This window comes from Devosia ginsengisoli (assembly GCF_007859655.1).
Lineage (GTDB): Bacteria > Pseudomonadota > Alphaproteobacteria > Rhizobiales > Devosiaceae > Devosia > Devosia ginsengisoli.
In genome coordinates this window covers 40,716-59,655 of the sequence record NZ_CP042304.1, presented here as the reverse complement: position 1 = coordinate 59,655, position 18,940 = coordinate 40,716, and the positions used below count along the sequence as shown (strand labels likewise).

The 18,940-nt window shown below is 64.6% G+C and carries 15 protein-coding genes; 7 read left to right on the top strand and 8 right to left on the bottom strand.

Annotated features, from left to right (window positions below):
- Window positions 1-125: 125 nt before the first annotated feature.
- From FPZ08_RS00315 to FPZ08_RS00285, 7 genes are all read left to right on the top strand, one after another.
- Window positions 126-2,651 (top strand): histidine kinase dimerization/phospho-acceptor domain-containing protein, encoded by a 2,526-nt coding sequence (locus tag FPZ08_RS00315; protein WP_146288143.1) that lies wholly within the window; start codon window positions 126-128, stop codon window positions 2,649-2,651.
- A 198-nt stretch (window positions 2,652-2,849) separates the two neighbouring features.
- Complete coding sequence (locus tag FPZ08_RS00310; protein ID WP_146288142.1) at window positions 2,850-3,896, top strand: extracellular solute-binding protein; 1,047 nt, start codon at window positions 2,850-2,852, stop codon at window positions 3,894-3,896.
- A gap of 104 nt (window positions 3,897-4,000) precedes the next feature.
- The gene (locus tag FPZ08_RS00305; RefSeq protein ID WP_146288141.1) at window positions 4,001-5,572 is read left to right on the top strand and encodes an ABC transporter permease; all 1,572 of its coding nucleotides are present in this window, start codon (window positions 4,001-4,003) and stop codon (window positions 5,570-5,572) included.
- 155 nt (window positions 5,573-5,727) lie between these two features.
- A complete protein-coding gene (locus FPZ08_RS00300) occupies window positions 5,728-7,209 on the top strand; it encodes an ABC transporter substrate-binding protein (protein WP_146288140.1) in 1,482 nt (493 codons plus the stop codon).
- A gap of 172 nt (window positions 7,210-7,381) precedes the next feature.
- Entirely contained in the window at window positions 7,382-8,335 is a 954-nt protein-coding gene (locus tag FPZ08_RS00295) for an ABC transporter permease (RefSeq protein ID WP_146288139.1), read from the top strand.
- Window positions 8,332-9,171: an ABC transporter permease gene (locus FPZ08_RS00290; protein WP_146288138.1), complete on the top strand. Its 840-nt coding sequence runs from the start codon at window positions 8,332-8,334 to the stop codon at window positions 9,169-9,171. Before FPZ08_RS00295 ends, FPZ08_RS00290 begins: the two co-directional genes overlap by 4 nt.
- Window positions 9,158-10,729 carry a dipeptide ABC transporter ATP-binding protein gene (locus FPZ08_RS00285; RefSeq protein WP_146288137.1) on the top strand — a complete coding sequence of 524 codons (1,572 nt, stop codon included), beginning with the start codon at window positions 9,158-9,160 and terminating at the stop codon, window positions 10,727-10,729. Before FPZ08_RS00290 ends, FPZ08_RS00285 begins: the two co-directional genes overlap by 14 nt.
- On the opposite strand, the gene bglA is transcribed toward FPZ08_RS00285, so the two are convergent.
- The 8 genes from bglA to FPZ08_RS00250 all read right to left on the bottom strand — a co-directional run bounded on the left by bglA (window position 10,726) and on the right by FPZ08_RS00250 (window position 18,822).
- Complete coding sequence (gene bglA, locus FPZ08_RS00280) at window positions 10,726-12,399, bottom strand: beta-galactosidase BglA (protein WP_246132762.1); 1,674 nt, start codon at window positions 12,397-12,399, stop codon at window positions 10,726-10,728. The two genes, FPZ08_RS00285 and bglA, sit on opposite strands and share 4 nt — an antisense overlap.
- 61 nt (window positions 12,400-12,460) lie before the next feature.
- Window positions 12,461-13,774 carry a GH1 family beta-glucosidase gene (locus tag FPZ08_RS00275; protein WP_146288136.1) on the bottom strand — a complete coding sequence of 438 codons (1,314 nt, stop codon included), beginning with the start codon at window positions 13,772-13,774 and terminating at the stop codon, window positions 12,461-12,463.
- Between the two features lie 90 nt (window positions 13,775-13,864).
- Window positions 13,865-14,944, bottom strand: a complete 1,080-nt coding sequence (locus FPZ08_RS00270; protein WP_146288135.1) for an Mrp/NBP35 family ATP-binding protein — start codon at window positions 14,942-14,944, stop codon at window positions 13,865-13,867.
- Window positions 14,945-15,100: 156 nt separating this feature from the next.
- Window positions 15,101-15,754, bottom strand: coding sequence for a fructose-6-phosphate aldolase (fsa, locus tag FPZ08_RS00265; protein ID WP_146288134.1), 654 nt, complete (start codon window positions 15,752-15,754; stop codon window positions 15,101-15,103).
- A 79-nt stretch (window positions 15,755-15,833) separates the two neighbouring features.
- Window positions 15,834-16,121, bottom strand: a complete 288-nt coding sequence (locus FPZ08_RS22555) for an aminotransferase class I/II-fold pyridoxal phosphate-dependent enzyme (RefSeq protein WP_281285652.1) — start codon at window positions 16,119-16,121, stop codon at window positions 15,834-15,836.
- Window positions 16,088-17,017 (bottom strand): amino acid aminotransferase, encoded by a 930-nt coding sequence (locus FPZ08_RS00260; RefSeq protein WP_281285651.1) that lies wholly within the window; start codon window positions 17,015-17,017, stop codon window positions 16,088-16,090. Before FPZ08_RS00260 ends, FPZ08_RS22555 begins: the two co-directional genes overlap by 34 nt.
- 123 nt (window positions 17,018-17,140) lie before the next feature.
- A complete protein-coding gene (locus FPZ08_RS00255; protein WP_146288133.1) occupies window positions 17,141-18,064 on the bottom strand; it encodes an electron transfer flavoprotein subunit alpha/FixB family protein in 924 nt (307 codons plus the stop codon).
- Window positions 18,064-18,822, bottom strand: coding sequence for an electron transfer flavoprotein subunit beta/FixA family protein (locus FPZ08_RS00250; RefSeq protein WP_146288132.1), 759 nt, complete (start codon window positions 18,820-18,822; stop codon window positions 18,064-18,066). The genes FPZ08_RS00255 and FPZ08_RS00250 overlap by 1 nt, the downstream gene beginning before the upstream one ends.
- Between the last annotated feature and the right edge of the window lie 118 nt (window positions 18,823-18,940).

The window sequence follows — 18,940 nt, the reverse complement described above, 5'->3', positions numbered from 1 at the left end:
CAGTGCCGCACTGGACCCTGGGGAACGCACCCTATATTGAAGAAATCCTGAGGTTCCGGGCACAAATTGTGCCGGAATGGCACGGAAAAGCCGGCCGCATCCGGAACGGAGAGACTTGAGCCTATATGGATGCTGACTGGATCACATCGCCAAGCGCCCGCCGCGTGCTGCAGCACGCCGAGGATTCGCGACCGGCATGGCTGTGGTCGCAGGACGGGCAGCTCTTGCTCTGGCAGAATGCGGCTGCGCCGCTGTTCCTGGCCAAGCTGAAGAAGCACGGGCTGAAGCTGGCGCCGACGGCCGTGCCGATCAAGGGGCAGGTCGCCCGCAATATAAGGCTCGGCTCGACCGGACGCACCAGCCTGGCGCGCATCCAGTTCATCGCGGGCGACAAGCCAGCCTCGAGCACCTGCGCCACGACCCCATTGACCTGGCAGGACGGGCAGGCCGTACTGCTGATCGTTGGCGTGGACCCGATCGCGCCCGAAATCCTGGATGCGGCGGGCGAGCCCGAACCGGAGGACCTGCCGGATCGGGACGCCTTTGCGGCCGAGGATACGCCCCCTGCCCCGCAGGACGACCTCGCCGCCGCGCAGGATGCGTTGAGCGAGCCGTCCGTGGAGTTGCCCGAGCCCGCTCATGAGATGGCCGAGCCCGTGGCCACCGACGAGAATGCCTATGTGCGCGAGCTGGAAAACTGGCGCGACCCTGAACATGATGGCGCGCCGGCCCCCGAGGCTGTGGAACCGGAGTCCGAAAGCGCGGCTCCGACGCTGAGCCGGCTCAGCCAGTTGGTTGACCGGCTTGCCGCGGACGATGCGTTGTTTGCCCCGCTGACCGCGGCGGACGATGCGCCACCGGCCGTGACGGACGAGCCATGGACCGAAACCGCGCCGGAAGCGGGGACCCTGTTCAAGGTCACCGGGCGCGGCTTTGCCGCCGAGGCCGGAGCGGAAGTGGACGAGGCGGAAGCCGATCTCGCCGACCTGGCCAGGCTCGATGGCGAAGCGGAGCCGGACGCGACCGAAGAAACCGAGTCGGTGGAACGGCTGGCGCGCGAAATGGCCGAACTGGCGCCCAAGCCGACGGCCGATGCCGAGGCGGTCGAGCGGGTGTCGCGCTACAATTTCGACGAGCTGTCGCGCATTCTCAACGACCGCGTCGGCGAGCCGGCGCAGGCGCCCAAGCCGCCAGTGGAAACGCCGCGCAGCGGTGCGCTGATCAATCTGGGCGGGGAAACGCTGGTGCTCAACCGGCTGCCGCTGGGCATATTGGTGTTCCGCGACCAGCAGGTGCTGTTCGCCAATCGCGCCATCACCGAAATGGTGGGTTATGACTCGGTGGAAAACCTGCGCGCTGCAGGGCTGGCGGCGGTGTTTCCCGCTGCGGGCCCGGACGGGCAGGATGCCGGGCCGGTCAACCATCTGGTGCAGCGCGATGGTACACTGGTGCCGGTGACGGCGCGGCTGCAGTCCATTTCCTGGCAGGGCAAGCCGGCCTTGATGCTGTCGGCCAGCACGACCGAGGTTCGCACCGGGCATGAAGCGGCGGTCAGCGCCTTTGCGCAGACCTTTGCCGATATGCGCGGCGACGGCTTTTTCGAAGCAACGCGCGCCGGGATCATCAGCGCCATCACGCCGCGCAGCGCCGGTCTGCTGCGAACTGACGGCATGCTGGAGGGCAAGGCCCTGTCGGCGCTGGTGGCAAGCGACGAGATGGACGCGCTGCGCGCCTTTCTCGAGCGGCCGGCCCGTTTTGCCGAAACTGCCCGCCCCTGCCTGACATTGCGTTCGGCCACCGGCGCGGCCGAGATCACGCTGTTCGCGCAGGGCCAGGCCGGGGTGATTGCCGGCTATTTCGGCTTCATCCGGGCGCGCGAGGCGGCGCCAGCACGGCTGACCGGCCCGGCCGAAGCCGATCCGGCGCTGCTGGCGCGCATCAGCCGCGGCGTGCGCCGGCCGCTCAACACCATTATCGGCTTTTCGGACCTGATCCGTTCGGAAGCCTTCGGCGCGCTGCAGAACGAGCGCTATGAAAGCTACGCGCAGGACATCACCACGGCCGGGCACGAGATTGCCGCGCTGGTGGACGAGCTGGACGATTATGCGCGGTTGCGCGACGGGCGCTACCTGCCGCAGCGCGCCAGTATCGAGCTGACCAGCCTGCTGGAAAGCTGCGTGCTCCGCATCCGCCAGCAGGCGAGCGGCGCCCGGGTCATCGTGCGCAACGCGATTTCCGAAAACCTGCCGCGAATCACCGCCGACCGCGCATCGCTGGCGCAGGCGGTGCTGAACCTGCTGGCCAGCGCCATCGACCAGACGCCGGCCGGGGGCGCGGTGGTGATTTCGGCGCAGCGCGAGGACGATGGCGGCATTGCCGTGCATGTGCGCGACAGTTCGACCAATGCGGTGGACATGGCCGAGCGCTTCGTGGTGTTCCGCGACGGCATCGGCCGGGACGGGCAGATGATGACCCCGGTGCGGTCCAGCGTCGGGCTGGCGCTGACGCGGTCATTGCTGGCCGTCAACGCCTTTTCGCTTTCGGTCGATCCGGCGGGCGAACAGGGCATGCTGTTCACGCTGATCATCCCCGCCGACCTGGTGGAGCGTCCGGCCCTGCCCCCGGCATCGACGGATAATCCACAAATCTGACGCTGCTTTTGCCGCAGGCGGAAAAGTCGATCGGGGCGATCAGCTAATCGCCTGATTTTGCTGGGATATGCATTTGCTCATTTGAACGGTTCTAGACTTCAAGTCTTTGATATCGTTGAGCAATCTTGACTCCGACAGGCTTTGAGTGGCAATGCCCGATGGCCGCGGGACCTTGACCCCGCTTTTGGAGAAACGAACATGACCAAGACCACGCGCCTTGCCGTCGCCCTGCTCAGCTCTGTTGTCCTGACCGGAATTGCTGCCCCGGCCTTTGCCCAGAGCGGGGAAGTGAACATTTACAGCTATCGCGAACAAAGCCTGTTGCAGCCGCTGCTGGACCGGTTCAGCGCCGAAACCGGCATCAAGGTGAATGTGCTCTATGCCGGCGATGGCCTGCTGGAGCGCGTCGCGGCCGAAGGCGAGCTGTCGCCCGCCGACGTGGTGCTGACAGTCGATATCGGCAACCTGGTCGGTGCCGAGGAACAAGGCCTGACCCAGCCCATCACCACGCCCGTGCTCGAAGAGCGCGTGCCGGCCGCCTTCCGCGACGATGACGACAACTGGACCGCCCTGTCGCTGCGCGCCCGCGTATTCTACGTGTCCAAGGACCGGGTCGACGCCACGGCGATGAGCTATGACGACATCACCAAGCCGGAATGGAAGGGCCGCATCTGCACCCGCGCCGGCGACCATGCCTACAATATCGGGCTCATCGCCCAGCGCATCGCCGAGCACGGGCTGGACGAGACCCGCACCTGGCTGACCGCGGTGCGCGACAACCTGGCCTATCCGCCGACCGGCGGCGACCGCGAGGGCGTCAAGAACATCTTGGCCGGCACCTGCGATCTCTCCATCACCAACACCTATTACATGGGCGCGATGCTCAATAACGAGGCCGAGCCGGAGCAGAAGGAATGGGCCGCGTCGGCGCGCATCATCTATCCCGACTTCGACGGCGAAGGCACGCAGGTCAACGTGGCCGGCGGCTTCATCGCCAAATACGCCCCCAATGCCGCCAATGCCAATGCACTGATCGGCTTCCTGCTGTCGGACGAGGCCCAGGGCATCTATGCCGATACCAATTACGAGTTCCCGGTAGTGCCCTCGGTGTCGCCGTCGGAACTGACGCTGAGCTGGGGTGAGCTGAAGCCGGTGGGCACGCCGCTGGTGGATGTGGCCGCCCATCGCGCCGAAGCCGCCGCGCTTGTCGATGAGCTCAAGTTCAACGAAGGTGCGCAGAACTAGAGCGCCGGAGTCGCCTTATTACGAGCGAACCCATCCATCGCAGAACGATAAAGACCGGCGGGGCATTTGCCCTGCCGGTCGTTGCGTTTCTGCTGGCCGGCCTGATGGGCCTGCCGATCATCTGGCTCGGCTGGTCGGCGCTGGCTTCGGTCGGCGGCAGCAATGGGCTGGCGGCCAATATGCTGCCGACCGCCTTGCGCGAGACCGGCCTGCTGATGGCCTCGGTCGGGGTGGTGACCGGCTGTGTCGGGCTGGTCGCGGCGTGGCTGGTGACGCATTACGATTTTCCGCTGCGGCGGCTGTTCGACTGGGCGCTGGTGCTGCCGCTGGCGGTGCCGACCTATCTCGCCGCCTACAGCTATGTGGAATTCCTCGGCTTTCCGGGACCGATCCAGACAATGCTGCGCGGCTTCAATGGCGCAAAGACCCTGCAGGATTACTGGTTTCCCGATATCAGGAGCGACTGGGGCGCGGTGATCGTGCTGTCCAGCGTGCTCTACCCCTATGTCTATGTGGCCTGCCGGGCGTTTTTCCTGATGCAGTCGGCCAGCCTCAATATCGCGGCGCGGACGCTGGGCGCGGGCGGCATGCGCACCTTTTTCGCCGTGACGCTGCCGCTGTCGCGGCCGGCTTTGGTGGTCGGCATCACGCTGGCAATGATGGAAGTGGTCAACGACCTGGGCGCCGTGCAGTATTTCGGCATCAACGCCATCACCGCCATCATCTATTCGACCTGGATCAACCGGTCGGATTTCGGCGGGGCGGCGCAACTGGCGGTGACGGTAGTGCTAGTTATCGGCCTGCTGATCGCGGCCGAGCAAAGGGCGCGGCGGGACCGGGTCTATCTGGCGCATCGCGACAGCCGGGTGCCGCCGGCTCGGGAGCCCCTGCTGGGCGGGCGGCGCTGGGCGGCCTTCGGCTTCTGCCTGCTGCTGCTGGCGCTGGGTTTCGGGATTCCGGTGGGGCAATTGACCTATCTGGCCTTCCGCATCGTGCTGCCCGAAACCGTGGCCATGACGGTGGCGGCTTTGGTGCCCACGGTGACGCTTGCCGCACTGGGGGCGCTGATCACCGTGATCGTGGGACTGTTCTCAGCCAAGCTGGCGCATCGCTCGGGTTCAGGCGCTCGTGGCGCCATCCGGCTGGCAACGCTGGGCTATGCCATTCCCGGCACGGTGCTGGCGCTGGGATTGCTGCAACCGCTCGGGCAGGCCGACCTGTGGTTCAACCGCCTGACCATGGCGCTATGGGACTGGCGGCCGGGGCTGATCCTGTCAGGTTCGATGGCGGCTTTGCTCTATGTCTATGCCATCAGGTTTCTCGCGGTCAGCCACTCGACCATCGATGCGGCAATGAAGAAGCGTGGCGATTCCATGCTGCAGGCCGGGCGGGTGCTGGGCGTGCGTGGGCCGGAACTGCTGTTCCGGATCGACCTGCCGACGCTGATGCCGGCTTTGCTGAGCGCGGCGACGCTGGTTTTCGTCGAGATCGTCAAGGAATTGCCGGCCACGCTGCTGCTGCGGCCACTCGGAGTCGATACGCTGGCGACGCTGGTCTATATGCGGGCCAATGTCGGGCTTTTTGCCCAGGCTGCGCTGCCGGCGTTGTTTATCGTGCTGGCGGGGCTGATCCCGGTCATTCTTGCTACGCGGCTGGGCGATCGTAGGAAAGTATAACAACGCGACCTGCTGCCATGTTAGTGGCGATCCCCTATATCTCGCGCCATGGGAGCCGGAGCCTCATGCGCCGGCGGGTTCGACGTCTTTTCGGATGCGCAGATTCCGGGCGGCGGACTGACTGGCGGCGAGGCCGCCAAAACGGGAGTTATCCTATGGACAAGACGTTGAAGGCATTCGGACTGGCGCTGGCGCTGACGACGGCATTGGCCGGCGCAGCCATGGCGCAGCCGACCGAAGTGCGGATCGGCGTGGCGCTGGAGCCGCCCGCGCTCGACCCCACGGCAGGGGCTGCCGAGGCCATCGACATCGTGGTCTATCAGAACGTATTCGAGGGCCTGACCCGCATCGACCAGAACGGCGCGGTGCAGCCGGGGCTGGCCGATAGCTGGACCATTTCCGAGGACGGGCTGACCTATACGTTCAAGCTGCATGACGGGGTGACCTTCCATGACGGCACGAGTTTCGACGCCGAAGACGTCAAGTTCACCTTCGATCGCATCCTCTCGGCAGACAGCGTCAACGCCCACCGCGAATTCTACGAGCCGATCACCAGCATCACAGTCATCGATCCGCTGACCATCGAGCTCAAGCTCGACCGGCAGATCGGCCGCTTCCTGTTCGATCTGGGCCGTGGCGACGCTGTCATCGTGGCGCCGGAAAGCGCCGACAACAATGCCAATGAGCCGATCGGCACCGGCCCCTTCGCCTTCGTGCAATGGGACAAGGGCAGCCGCGTGGTGCTGGAAGCCTACAGCCCCTATTGGGGCGAGCCGGTGCACCTGACCAAGGCGAGCTACGTGTTCATCAGCGACACCTCGACGATGACCAATGCGCTGCTGGCCGGCGATATCGACGGCACCAACAATTTCGCCACCGAGGCGCTGGCGGTGTTCGAGGGCAATCCGCAGTTCAACGTGCTGGTTGGCACGACGGAAGGCGAGACCATCCTGTCGACCAACAACAAGCGGGCGCCCTTCGACAATCTCAAGGTGCGCCAGGCCATGGCCCATGCGCTGGATCGCCAGGCGATCATCGATGGCGCCACCAATGGCTATGGCGTGCCGATCGGCGCACCGTTCGCGCCGCACAATCCCTATTATGTCGACCTGACCGGCACCTATCCCTACGACCCCGAAGCGGCCAAGGCTCTGCTGGCGGAAGCGGGCTATCCCGACGGGTTCAGCGCCACGCTGAAGCTGCCGCCGGTGGGCTATGCCACCACATCGGGGCAGATCATTGCCAGCCAGTTCGCCGCCATCGGCATCAAGCTGCAGCTGATCAATGTGCAATGGGCGCAGTGGCTGGAAGACGTCTATGCCAACAAGGACTTCGACCTCACCATCATCAGCCATGTCGAGCCGTTCGACATTGGCAACTACGCCAACCCCGACTACTACTTCGGCTATGACAATCCCGAATTCCAGGCGCTTATCACCACCCTCAACGGCACGACCGATGAAGCCAAGCGCAAGGAGCTGGCCATCGAGGCGCAGACCATTCTCGCCAATGATGCGGTCAATGGATACCTGTTCGAACTGGCGCAGACCGGGGTGTGGAATGCCAAGCTCACCGGCATGTGGCAGAACTCGCCCATCGAAGGCCTGGTGCTGCGGGATATCGCCTGGACTGAGTAGTCGTCCCAGCATCGAGCACGTGAGTACCCCCACCCTCAATCCCTCCCCACAAGGGGGAGGGAGGCGATGGGCGCTCGTTCTGTGGCACAATCTCAACCGCGCACCGGCCAGGCTTCCCTCCCCCTTGTGGGGAGGGGAGTGAGGGTGGGGGTCGATTGGACTCGATGCCCACATGATCCTCTTCGCCCTCCGCCGCTTCCTGGGCTTTGCCGTGACCCTTCTCGTCGCGGCGCTGGTCATTTTCTGGCTGCTCGATCTGCTGCCGGGGGATCCGGCGCAGTTCATTCTGGGCATCAATGCCACGCCGGATTCGGTGGCGCGGCTGCGCATGCAGATGGGGCTCGATGCGCCGGCGCATGAACGGTTTCTCGGCTGGCTCTGGGGCATGCTGCAGGGCGATTTCGGGGTCAGCTATACCCAGCGCGCGCCAGTGGCGGAGCTGATCTGGGGCCGGCTGGGGGTGACGCTGCCGCTCAGCGTTTTCGCCATGGTCATTTCCATCGTGGTCGGGCTGCCACTGGGGATTCTGGCGGCGCGGCGGCGGGGCAAGCTGCTCGATACCGCCATCATGGTCACGGCGCAGACCGGGGTAGCCATTCCCAATTTCTGGTTTGGCATGCTGCTGACGCTGGTGTTTGCCGTGGGTCTGCGCTGGCTGCCGCCGGGCGGCTTCACCCCGTGGAACGAGGATGGCTGGGCCGCCCTGCGCGGGCTGATCCTGCCCAGTCTGGCGCTGGCTTTGCCGCAGGCGTCCATCCTGGCGCGGGTGATGCGCACGGCCTTGGTGGATGTGACCGGGCAGGACTATATCCGCACCGCCCGCGCCAAGGGCCTGACTATGGGCGAGGCCGTATGGCGGCATGGCGTGCGCAATGCGCTGCTGCCGGTGCTGACCATTTTGGGGCTGCAATTCGCCTATCTCGTCGCCGGCACGATCATCGTCGAGAACGTGTTCTACCTGCCGGGGCTGGGGCGGCTGATCTTCACCGCCATTTCCGAGCGCGACCTGATCCTGGTGCGGGGGGCGACGATCATCCTGATCGTGGCCGTGACGGCAACAATGCTGGTGACCGACATTACCTATGCGCTGGTCGATCCGCGCCTGCGGGAAAGGAGCGCGCCATGACGCGCCTGCTCAACCATCCCAGCCTGGTCATCGGGCTCAGCGCTACGCTGATCTTCCTCGTGGTTGGCATCGTGTCGCTGGTCTGGACGCCCTACCCCATCGAGCAGATCGACATACCCCGCCGGTTCCTGGCGCCCAGCGCCGAGCATTGGCTGGGCACCGACAATCTGGGGCGGGACATGATGAGCCTGGTCATGGCCGGCACCTGGACGAGCTTCCTCGTCGCGGCGGTGGCGGTGGCCATCGGCGTCGGGGTCGGCGTGCCGCTGGGGCTGGCGGCGGCGGCATGGGGCGGGCCGGTGGAGTGGCTGGTGCTGCGGCTCACCGATTTCGTCTTCGCTTTTCCGGCGGTCATCGTCGCCATTCTCATCACCACGCTGGTCGGGCCGAGCGCGATCAATGCCATTATCGCGATCGGCATTTTCAACATTCCGGTCTTCGCGCGGGTGGCGCGGGGTGGTGCGCTCAGCGTCGCCACGCTGGATTTCGTGGCGGCGGGGCGGCTGGCGGGGCTGGGCAATACGCTGATCGCCTGGCGGCACCTGCTGCCCAATATCATGAGCCTCATCATCGTGCAGGGCACCATCCAGATGTCGCTGGGCATCCTGGCCGAGGCGGGCCTGAGCTATATCGGGCTGGGCACGCAGCCGCCCGAGACGAGCCTGGGGCTGATGCTGAAGGATGCGCAGGGCGTGTTCCTGATCCATCCCTGGCTGACGCTGGTGCCGGGGGTTTCCATCGTGCTCATCGTCATCGCGCTCAACATTGCCGGCGACGGGTTGCGCGACGCTATCGATCCACGCCTGCGGCAGGGAAATTCCAATGTCCTTGCTTGAGGTTTCCGGCCTGTCCGTGCGCTTCGGCGACACCGAAGCCGTCAGTGATGTGAGCTTTTCGCTGCAGCGCGGCGAGCGCTTCGGCATTATCGGCGAAAGCGGCTCGGGCAAGACCCTGACGGCGCTGGCGGTCACCGGCCTGCTTCCGGAAGGCGCCACGATGACGGGCGGTATCAGCCTCGATGGCGCCCCCCTGCCCGCTTCCGAACGCGCCATGGCGCGGCTGCGCGGCAAGCGGGTCGGCATGGTGTTCCAGGAGCCGATGACGGCGCTCAACCCGCTGATGCGGGTCGATGACCAGATCGAAGAGAGCATCCGGCTCAACGAAGCGCATGGGGCCGCGCAGATCGAAGTGCCCTACCTGCTCAAGGAAGTTGGACTGGAGCTCAAGCATGGCGACCGCTTTCCGCACCAGCTTTCGGGCGGGCAGCGGCAGCGCGTGATGATCGCCATGGCGCTGGCCAGTCGGCCGGACATATTGATCGCGGACGAACCGACCTCGGCGCTCGACCTCATCACCCAGCGCAAGGTGCTCGACCTGATCGCCGATATCTGCGCGCGGCGGCAGATGGCTTTGCTGTTCATCAGCCACGATCTCAAGGCCGTGGGCGCGCTGTGTACCCGGGTGGCCGTGATGCATCGGGGGCGGCTGGTGGAAACCGGCAAGGCCACGGCCACGTTCTCGGCGCCGCAGCAGCCCTATACGCAGAAGCTGGTGGCCGCTTCGCGCTTCGATGTGCGGCCGACGGCCCGTCCCCCGATTGGCGAAGTGCTGCTGGAGGTCAAGGACGTGACGCGCGACTACCGACAGGGCGGCATGCTGTTCTGGGCCGACAAGCCGCTGCGCGCGGTGAACGAGGTCAGTTTTTCCATCGCCAGCGCCGAATGCCTGGCTTTGGTCGGCCCGTCGGGCTGCGGCAAGACCACTTTGGCCAAGATCATCGTCGGGCTGGACAAAGCCACTGCCGGCAGCGTGCAACTTGATGGCACGACCTATCACGGTTCTGACCTGCCCAAAGCGCTGCGGCGCGATGTGTCGCTGGTGTTCCAGGACCCGTTCGGCAGCTTCAATCCCCGCCTGACCATTGCCGATTCCGTGGCCGAACCGCTGCGGCTGGAACCGGGACTGGACCAGGCCACGATCCGCGCGCGGGTGGTGGAGGCGGTGGAGGCGGTGGGGCTCGATGCCGGCATGCTGACGCGCTATCCGCATGAATTTTCCGGCGGCCAAAGGCAGCGACTGGCCATTGCCCGGGCGCTGGTGACGCGTCCCAAGCTGGTGGTGCTGGACGAGCCGGTTTCGGCGTTGGACGTTTCGGTGCGCGGCGAAGTGCTGGCCCTGCTGGCGCGATTGCAGACCGATTTCGGGCTGACCTATCTCATCATCAGCCACGACCTCGACATGGTGGCTGCCATGGCCGACCGGGTGCTGGTCATGGATGCCGGCCGGATCGTCGAAGAGGGCAGACCGGAGCAGATTTTTGCCGAGCCGCAGCACCGCCTGACGCGGGATCTGATGGCGGCAAGGCTGCCGGATGTGGGTGTTGCTCCCGCCTAGCGCACCAGCCCCACATAACTCCCGAACGGCTCCAGATCGAGTTCGCCGTCGATGGGCGCGGCCGTGACGCCGGGGCAGCCGGCATCGTGGGGCACGAGATCATCAGGCAGCTTATATTCGGCGGCGCCTTCGCCCATGTTGAAGACGCAGAGCAGGCGCTGCGTGCCGTCGTCGCGGATGAAGGCGAGGATGTTGGCCGGTGCGTCGAGCAAGCGGATAGAGCCCTTGGCCAAAGCCGGGTGGGCGCGGCGGAAGGCCAGCATAGCGCGGTAGAATTCGAGCACCGAACCGTCGACATTGTCCTGGGTATCGACGGCATGGGTCAGGTGCTCGGCTGGCACCGGCAGCCAGGTACGGTTGGCGGTGGAGAAGGCGCCATTGGTGGCATGGGACTGCCAGACCATGGGCGTGCGGCAGCCGTCGCGACCCTTGAATTCGGGCCAGAATTCAATGCCGTAGGGATCGACGAGATCGGCGAAGGACAGTTCGGCTTCCTTGAGGCCGAGTTCCTCGCCCTGATAGAGGCAGACCGAGCCGCGCATGCAGAGGATCAGCGTGGCGGCCAGGCGGGTGAAGGCAGCTTCCTGCCCGTGGATGGCCCAGCGGCTGACATGGCGCACCACGTCGTGGTTGGAAAAGGCTAGGCAAATCCAGCCGTCGGGCGCTTCGGATTCGGTGGCGGCGATAGACTTGCGGAAATGCTCGGCGGAGAATTCACCGCCGAGATAATCGAAGGTGTAGGCCATGTGCAGGTGGTCATCGCCTGAGGTGTATTGCGCCATGATTTCGAGTTGGTGCTGGCTGTCGCCGATTTCCCCCACCGTGGTGCGGCCGGGATATTCGTCCATCAGGGCGCGCAGGCGCTCAAGGAAGGCGAGGTTTTCCGGGCGTGACTTGTCGTAGATATGCTCCTGGAAATTGTAGGGATTCACCGCGGGCGCGGTCGAGGCATTGAAATCGTCGGGGCGCACCACCGGATTGTCCTCGAAGCCCAGCGAGCAGAAGTAGAAGTTCACGGTATCGAGCCGGAAGCCATCGACGCCCCGCTCCAGCCAGAAGCGCATTTCCGCCAGCAGCGCATCCTGCACCTCGGTGCTGTGGAAGTTGAGATCGGGTTGCGAGACCAGGAAATTGTGCTGGTAATACTGCATGCGCCTGGAATCCCACTGCCAGGCGGAGCCGCCGAAGATGGAGAGCCAGTTATTGGGTGGGGTGCCGTCGGGCTTGGGATCGGCCCAGACATACCAGTCGGATTTGGGATTGGTGCGCGACTGGCGGCTTTCGGAGAACCAGGCATGCTTGTCGGATGAATGGGAGATCACCTGGTCGATGATGACCTTGAGGCCGAGCGAATGGGCCTTGCGCACCAGATTGTCGAAATCTTCCAGCGTGCCGAAGCTGGGATCGATGTCGCGGTAATTGGAGACATCGTAGCCGAAGTCCTTCATCGGCGAGGTGAAGACCGGCGATAGCCAGATGGCATCGACGCCCAGATCGGCCACGTAATCGAGCCGGCTGGTGATACCGACGAGATCGCCGACGCCGTCGCCATTCTGATCCTGGAAGGAGCGCGGATAGATCTGGTAGATCACCGCGCCGCGCCACCAGTCCTTGTCCACGGTGGTTTCGTCCGGCGTCTTGGCTTCGGTCATCAGCGAGGTGGCGGTCATGGTTGGCTCCCGTGGAGAGGGAGCCAGTTAACCCGGCGGTCGGGAGCGAGGCAAGGCGGCTTCACCGCGTGTTGTGCAACATGCCCTGGAAGGCGCGATAAGAGGATTTGGGCGTGCGCTGCTGCGTCTGGTAATCGACATGCACGATGCCAAAGCGCTTGTTGTAACCCTCGGCCCATTCGTAATTGTCGAGCAGCGACCAGGCGAAATAGCCGCGCACATCGGCGCCCTGCTGGCGCGCGGTCAGAACCGCCTTGAGGTGGTCCTCGTAATATTTCACCCGGCGCGGATCGTCGTCGCCCTCCACCTCGGCCATGCCGTTCTCGGTCACGTAAAGGGGCAGCTTGGTATAGTCATTGGAGACGCGGACCAGTAGGTCGCTTAGCCCCTTGGGGTAGATTTCCCAGCCGATATCGGTGCGTTCCAGATCGCCCTTGACCTGCTCGATCGGGTTGCCGCCTGGCGCGCCGGCCTTGTAGAGACCGCGGGTATAGTAATTGATACCCAGCCAGTCGATGGGGCGGGAGACGACGGCCATGTCGTTCTGATAGCCCCTGGGCAGGTTTTCGCCGAGCCAGCCGACGACTTCCTCGGGATATTGGCCCTTGAGTACGCCGTCGAGATACCAGCGGTTGAACAGGGCATCGCCCATATTCATAGCGGCGATGTCTTCCGGCTTGTCGGTCGCGGCTTCGGACTTTTCGAGGTTGAGCACGATGCCCAGATTCTTCGCGCCATTGGCGCGCAGGGCATCGATGGCCGTGCCATGGGCGAAGAGCACATGATGCATAGCGCGGGCGGCGGCGCGGATATCGCGATAACCGGGGGCGTGGATGCCGAGGAAATGGCTGAGGAAGGCGACGCACCACGGCTCGTTGATCGTGGCCGTGGCTTCGAGGCGATCACCGAATTTCTGCGCCACCAAAGCCGCGTAGTCGGCGAACCAGCCTGCGATATCGCGGTTCATCCAGCCGCCCTTGTCCTGCAGGGGCGAAGGCAGGTCCCAGTGATAGAGCGTGGCATAGGGCTTGATGCCGCGCTGCAGCATGCCGTCGATCAGGCGGTCATAGAAGTCGATGCCCGCCTGGTTGATCGCGCCGGTACCCTCGGGGATCAGGCGCGGCCAGGCGAAGGAGAAGCGATAGCCGTCAAAGCCGCCATCGCGGATCAGGTCGAGGTCCTGAGGCCAGAGTTCGTAGTGGTTGCAGGCATCGCGGCCGGTATCGCCATTGTGGACATTGCCCGGGGTGGCCGAGAACGTGTCCCAGATGCAGGGACCGCGGCCGTCCTGCTGGCCGCCTTCGATCTGGTAGGCCGCCGTGGCGACGCCAAAGGTGAAACCCGGACCGAAGTCCTTGCGGTCGATAGAGAACATGAAGGCTCCTCTGGCCGGCCATTTGCCGTGTTCGGGCTATGGCGAATAGCCGATGCAGAGGATTTATGCAATCGATTGCAGGAGAGTTGCCTAAGGTCGCAGTCGAGGTGTGGTTTCGAGAATTTGCCGTGCAATGGCCCGAAACGCCGCGGCCTCTGCTCCATCGGGGGCAGCGGCGACCGGCGGCTGGCCGGCGTCGGAGCCTTCGCGGATGGAGATGACCAGCGGGATGGCGCCGAGGAAGGGCATGGCGAGGTCGGCGGCGGCTCGCTCGGCGCCGCCGGTGCCGAAAATGTCGTAGCGGGTGCCGGTATCCGGGGCGATGAAATAGCTCATGTTTTCGACCAGGCCGAGCATCGGCACGCCCATGCGCTTGAGCATGTCGACGGCCTTCTTGGCATCGATCAGGGCCAGGTCCTGCGGGGTGGAGACGACGACAACGCCGTCCACTTCGGCCTGCTGGAACAGGGAAATGTGGATGTCGCCGGTGCCGGGCGGCAGGTCGATGACGAGCACATCGAGGCCGCCCCAATCGGTCTCGCGCAGCAATTGGCGCAGGGCGGAAGTGGCCATGGGGCCGCGCCAGACCACGGCCTGATCCTTGGTGAGCATGGAGCCGATGGACATGACCTTGAGGCCGAAGGCCTCGTGCGGGCTGAATATGCCGTCGTCGCGCACGGCCGGCTGGCCTTCGATCCCCAGGAGCTTGGGGATGGAGGGGCCATAGAGATCGGCGTCGAGAATGCCGGTGCGCAGGCCTTCGGCCTGCAGCGCCAGCGCGATATTGACCGCCGTGGTGGACTTGCCGACGCCGCCTTTGCCGGAGCCGACGGCGATGATGTGCTTGATGCCGGGAACCGGCGTCTTGCCCGCGGGAACCGGCTTGCCATGCGAGAAGGTGGGGCCAGATTTGGGCGGCGGCTTGTTCCCAGTGAGCGAGACCATGATCTTGCGGCTGCCGGCGAGCTTTTGCGCCACGGCGGCGGCTTGTTCGCGAGCGGGACCGAAAGCTGCCTCCATCCCGGGAGCGACCGCGATAGCGAAGGCCACGGCGCCTGAGGTGACGATGATGTCGGAGAGGCCGACATAGCCAGCCAGATCCCCGCCGCCGGGGATTTCCACGGCTGAGAGGGCAGATTTGATGGCGGCGGCGAGTTCGGTATCGGCCATGGGCGGCTTTCGGTTGGTACGATGGATCAACAACCACCGTGTCATCCCGGCGAAAGCCGGGATCCATCCTGATATCTAGCCGCGCACCATCATCTCAGGATGGGCCCCGGCTCAAGGCCGGGGTGACATCGCGTGTGTTGCGGTTTCAGAGAAACCTCAGATGATCGACTGACCCGTCGCCTTCCAGTCCTTGAGGAAGCCGTCGATCCCGGCATTGGTCAGCGGGTGGTCGGCCAGCTTGCGGATGACTGCGGGCGGGATGGTGGCGACGTCGGCACCGGCCAAAGCGACCTGGGTCACGTGGTTGGGCGAGCGGATCGAGGCGGCCAGGATTTCGGTGTCGAAGGCGTAGTTGTCGTAGATGACCCGGATATTCTCGATCAGCTCGACGCCATCGAGGTTGATGTCATCCAGACGCCCCAGGAAGGGCGAGATATAGGTGGCGCCACACTTGGCGGCGAGCAGGGCCTGATTGGCCGAGAAGCAGAGCGTGACATTGGTTTTGACGCCGCGTTCCTTGAAGGTCTTGGTAGCCTTGAGGCCGGCCAGGGTCAGCGGGAGCTTCACCACGACATTCTCGGCCAGGGCGGCCAGCACGGTGCCTTCGGCGATCATACCGTCATATTCGAGGGAGGCGACTTCGGCCGAAACCGGGCCGGGTACGATGGCGCAGATTTCCTTGACGACTTCCTTGAAGTCGCGGCCGGACTTGGCGATCAGCGACGGATTGGTGGTCACGCCGTCGAGCAGGCCCGTCTCGTAGAGCTCCTTGATGTCCTTGATTTCCGCAGTATCGACAAAGAACTTCATGGTTCCCTCCTAAAATCCTTCTATGCCTCTCAGGCAGATGTAGCACGGCAAAGCCTTGCCGCAAGGGCATTCGCTGGCGTTATTTGATGGCCGCCAGAATGGCGTCGGCCAGCTCGCCAACGCGGTCCTCGGGGATGCCGGCAACGTTGATGCGGCTGTCTCCAATCATATAGACGCCGTTCGCGGCCTTAAGTTGTTCGACGACCGAATTTTCCAGCCCGAGCAGCGAAAACATGCCGCGATGGGCGGCGATGAAGTCGAAATCCTTGGAGTTCGACCGCTGGCGGATGGCTTCGCTCAGCTTTTCGCGCAGGCGGATCATGCGGGCGCGCATCAGGTCCAGCTCGGCTTCCCATTCGGCGCGCAATGCGGCGTCCTCGAGGATGGTGCGGATGATTTCCGCGCCATGATCGGGGGCTGGCTATAGGCGCCGCGGATGATGTTGAGCAGTTGGGACTGCGCAATATCGGCCTGGGCGGCATCGCGGGCGATGAGAATGGCGGCCCCGACGCGTTCGCGGTAGAGGCCGAAATTCTTCGAACCAGAGAAGGCTACCAGAGCTTCTGACACCGAGGATAAAACTTTTCGCGTGCCATAGGCATCGGCTTCCAGCCCATCGCCGAAGCCGAGATAGGCCAAGTCGATGAAGGGCAGCGCGCGTGTGCGGGCGAGGCTGGCAGCGACCTTATCCCATTGATCGGGCGAGAGATTTGCGCCAGTCGGGTTGTGGCAGCAGCCATGCAGCAGCACGACATCGTCCTTGCCGAGCTTGTCGAGGGTATCAAGCATTTCGGCGAATTTGACGCCGCGGGTCTCGGTGTCGAAATAGGGATAAGTCTTGACCTGAAGCCCGGAATTGATGGCGATCGGGTTGTGGTTGGGCCAGGTCGGGTCGGAAACCCAGATCGTGGCGCCGGGGCGAGCACGGTTGACCAGTTGCATCAGCACCCAGAGCGAGCCGGTACCGCCGGGGGCCTGGGCGATGCGGACGCGCGAGCGGTCGACGCTATCGGCCAGAGCCAGGTCGAGCACGGCGGCGCCAAAGCCCTTGTTGCCGGCAATGCCAAGATAAGTCTTTGTCTTGCCAGCGGAAAATATCTTCTGCTCGGCCTTTTTGACCGAGGACATGATCGGGGTCGTACCCTGCTCGTCTTTGTAAACACCGACGCCGAGGTCGATCTTTGTGGGGCGCGGGTCAGCCGCGTATTCGCCCATGAGCGCCAGGATCTTGTCGCCGGGGGCCTTGGTCAGGGTCTCGAACATGATGAAGAGTCGTTCCGGTGGGAGGCGGGGTTGTTATAGGGGGCGGTGGGATTTTTGCAATGCGGGGAAGTGGCGCAGATCGGAGCGCCCGACCTCGTGGTTCGACAGGCTCACCATGAGGTCTCAGGGAATTTTGCTGTCCAATTCAGTCAGCAATTGCGGAATGATTTCAAAGAGATCGCCGATCAGCGCCACGTCGGCCAGCTTGACCAGGGGGGCTTCGGGGTCGGTGTTGATGGCGACGATCTTCTTGGCGCCCTGGATGCCGGCGAGGTGTTGCAGGGCACCGGATATGCCGATGGCGATGTAGAGGTCGGGGGCGATGATCTTGCCGGTCTGACCGACCTGCCAGTCATTGGGGGCGTAGCCCGCATCGACGGCGGCGCGGGTGGCGCCGATGGCGGCGCCGAGCTTTTTCGCAAGGGTTTCAATCAGTTGGAAGTTTTCGGCCGAGCCGAGGGCGACGCCGCCGCCGACCACGATCTGGGCGGTGGCGAGATCGGGCGTGTCGCTTTCGGTGCTGTGGGACGCGATCAGGCTGGCGGCGGAAACCACCGAACTATCAATGGCTTCGATGGGCGCGGCATTGCCCGACGCGGCCGGGCGGAAGGCCGAGGCGCGGATGGTCAGGATATGGCGGGCCTGGTTGTCCGTGACAGTCTGGACGGCATTGCCGGCATAGATGGGGCGGTCGAAGCTGTTGGGGCCGTGGATGGCGACCACATCGGTGACCGGCATCAGGTCGAGTTTGGCGGCCAGCCGGGGCATGACATCCTTGCCGACACTTCCCGCGCTTGCGACGACATAATGATAACGGACTGTTAACGTTGAGAGCAGCGTTTCGAGGCCATCGGCTAAAGAACTGCCCTTTGCGGTCAGCACTTTAGCCACGCCGGACAGCGCAGATGCGGATTGGGCGATTGCAGTGGGGTCGTCGGCGACGACGAGGACGTCAACCGGGCCTAGTTCACTGACCGCGCCGACGACGCGGGCGGTGGCGGGCGAGAGGGCGCCGAGATCGTGATCGGCCAGAACCAGAACGCTCATCACAGCGCCTCCATGCTGGAGACATCCGAGGCGATGAAGGCGGCCAGTTCGGCAACGGTCGCTACGGTCTTTCCTGCCACACGTTCGGGTGGCGGGGATATCTTTTCGACCACAAGGCGCGGGGCGAGATCGACGCCGAATTCGGCGGCGGGACGCACGGCCAGCGGCTTGGAGCGGGCCTTCATCACCATGGGCAGGGCGGCATTGCGCGGGGTGTTGAGGCGCAGGTCAGCCGTGACGATGGCCGGGAGCGGCAGGGAGAGCGTTTCGCGGCCGGAATCGACTTCGCGGGTGACCTCCAGCCCCTGACCCACGACCTTGATTTCGGAGGCGAAGGTGGCCTGGGGGCGATTGGTCAGGGCGGCGAGCATCTGGCCGACGTGATTGGAATCGTCGTCCACGGCCTGCTTGCCGAGCAGGACAATGTCCGGATTTTCCTCGGCGACGACCTTGGCCAGCAGCTTGGCTATGGCGAGGGTTTCGAGTTCGGCATCGGTCTCGATGAGGATGCCGCGATGGGCGCCCATGGCGAGGGCGGTGAGGATGACGTCGTTGGCGGTTTTCGGGCCGATGGAGACGACGACCACTTCGTCCCCATGGCCGGCCTCGGACAATTGCACCGCGGCTTCGACGGCATGCTTGCAGAAGGGGTTCATCGACATGCGGACGCCTGTCGTTTCGACGCCCGTTCCATCGGGGCGGACCCGGATGCGGACATTGTGATCGACGACGCGCTTGATGGCGACCAGGATTTTCATGGATGGCTCCGGCAAGTTGCCGGTGTCATGGCAAATACGGGGGACAGGGGCAAGCCGCGCGGGCGGAAATTTGGGCTAGCGGGCGCGGGATTGTTGGAAAAGGGGTGCTGACGCTCAA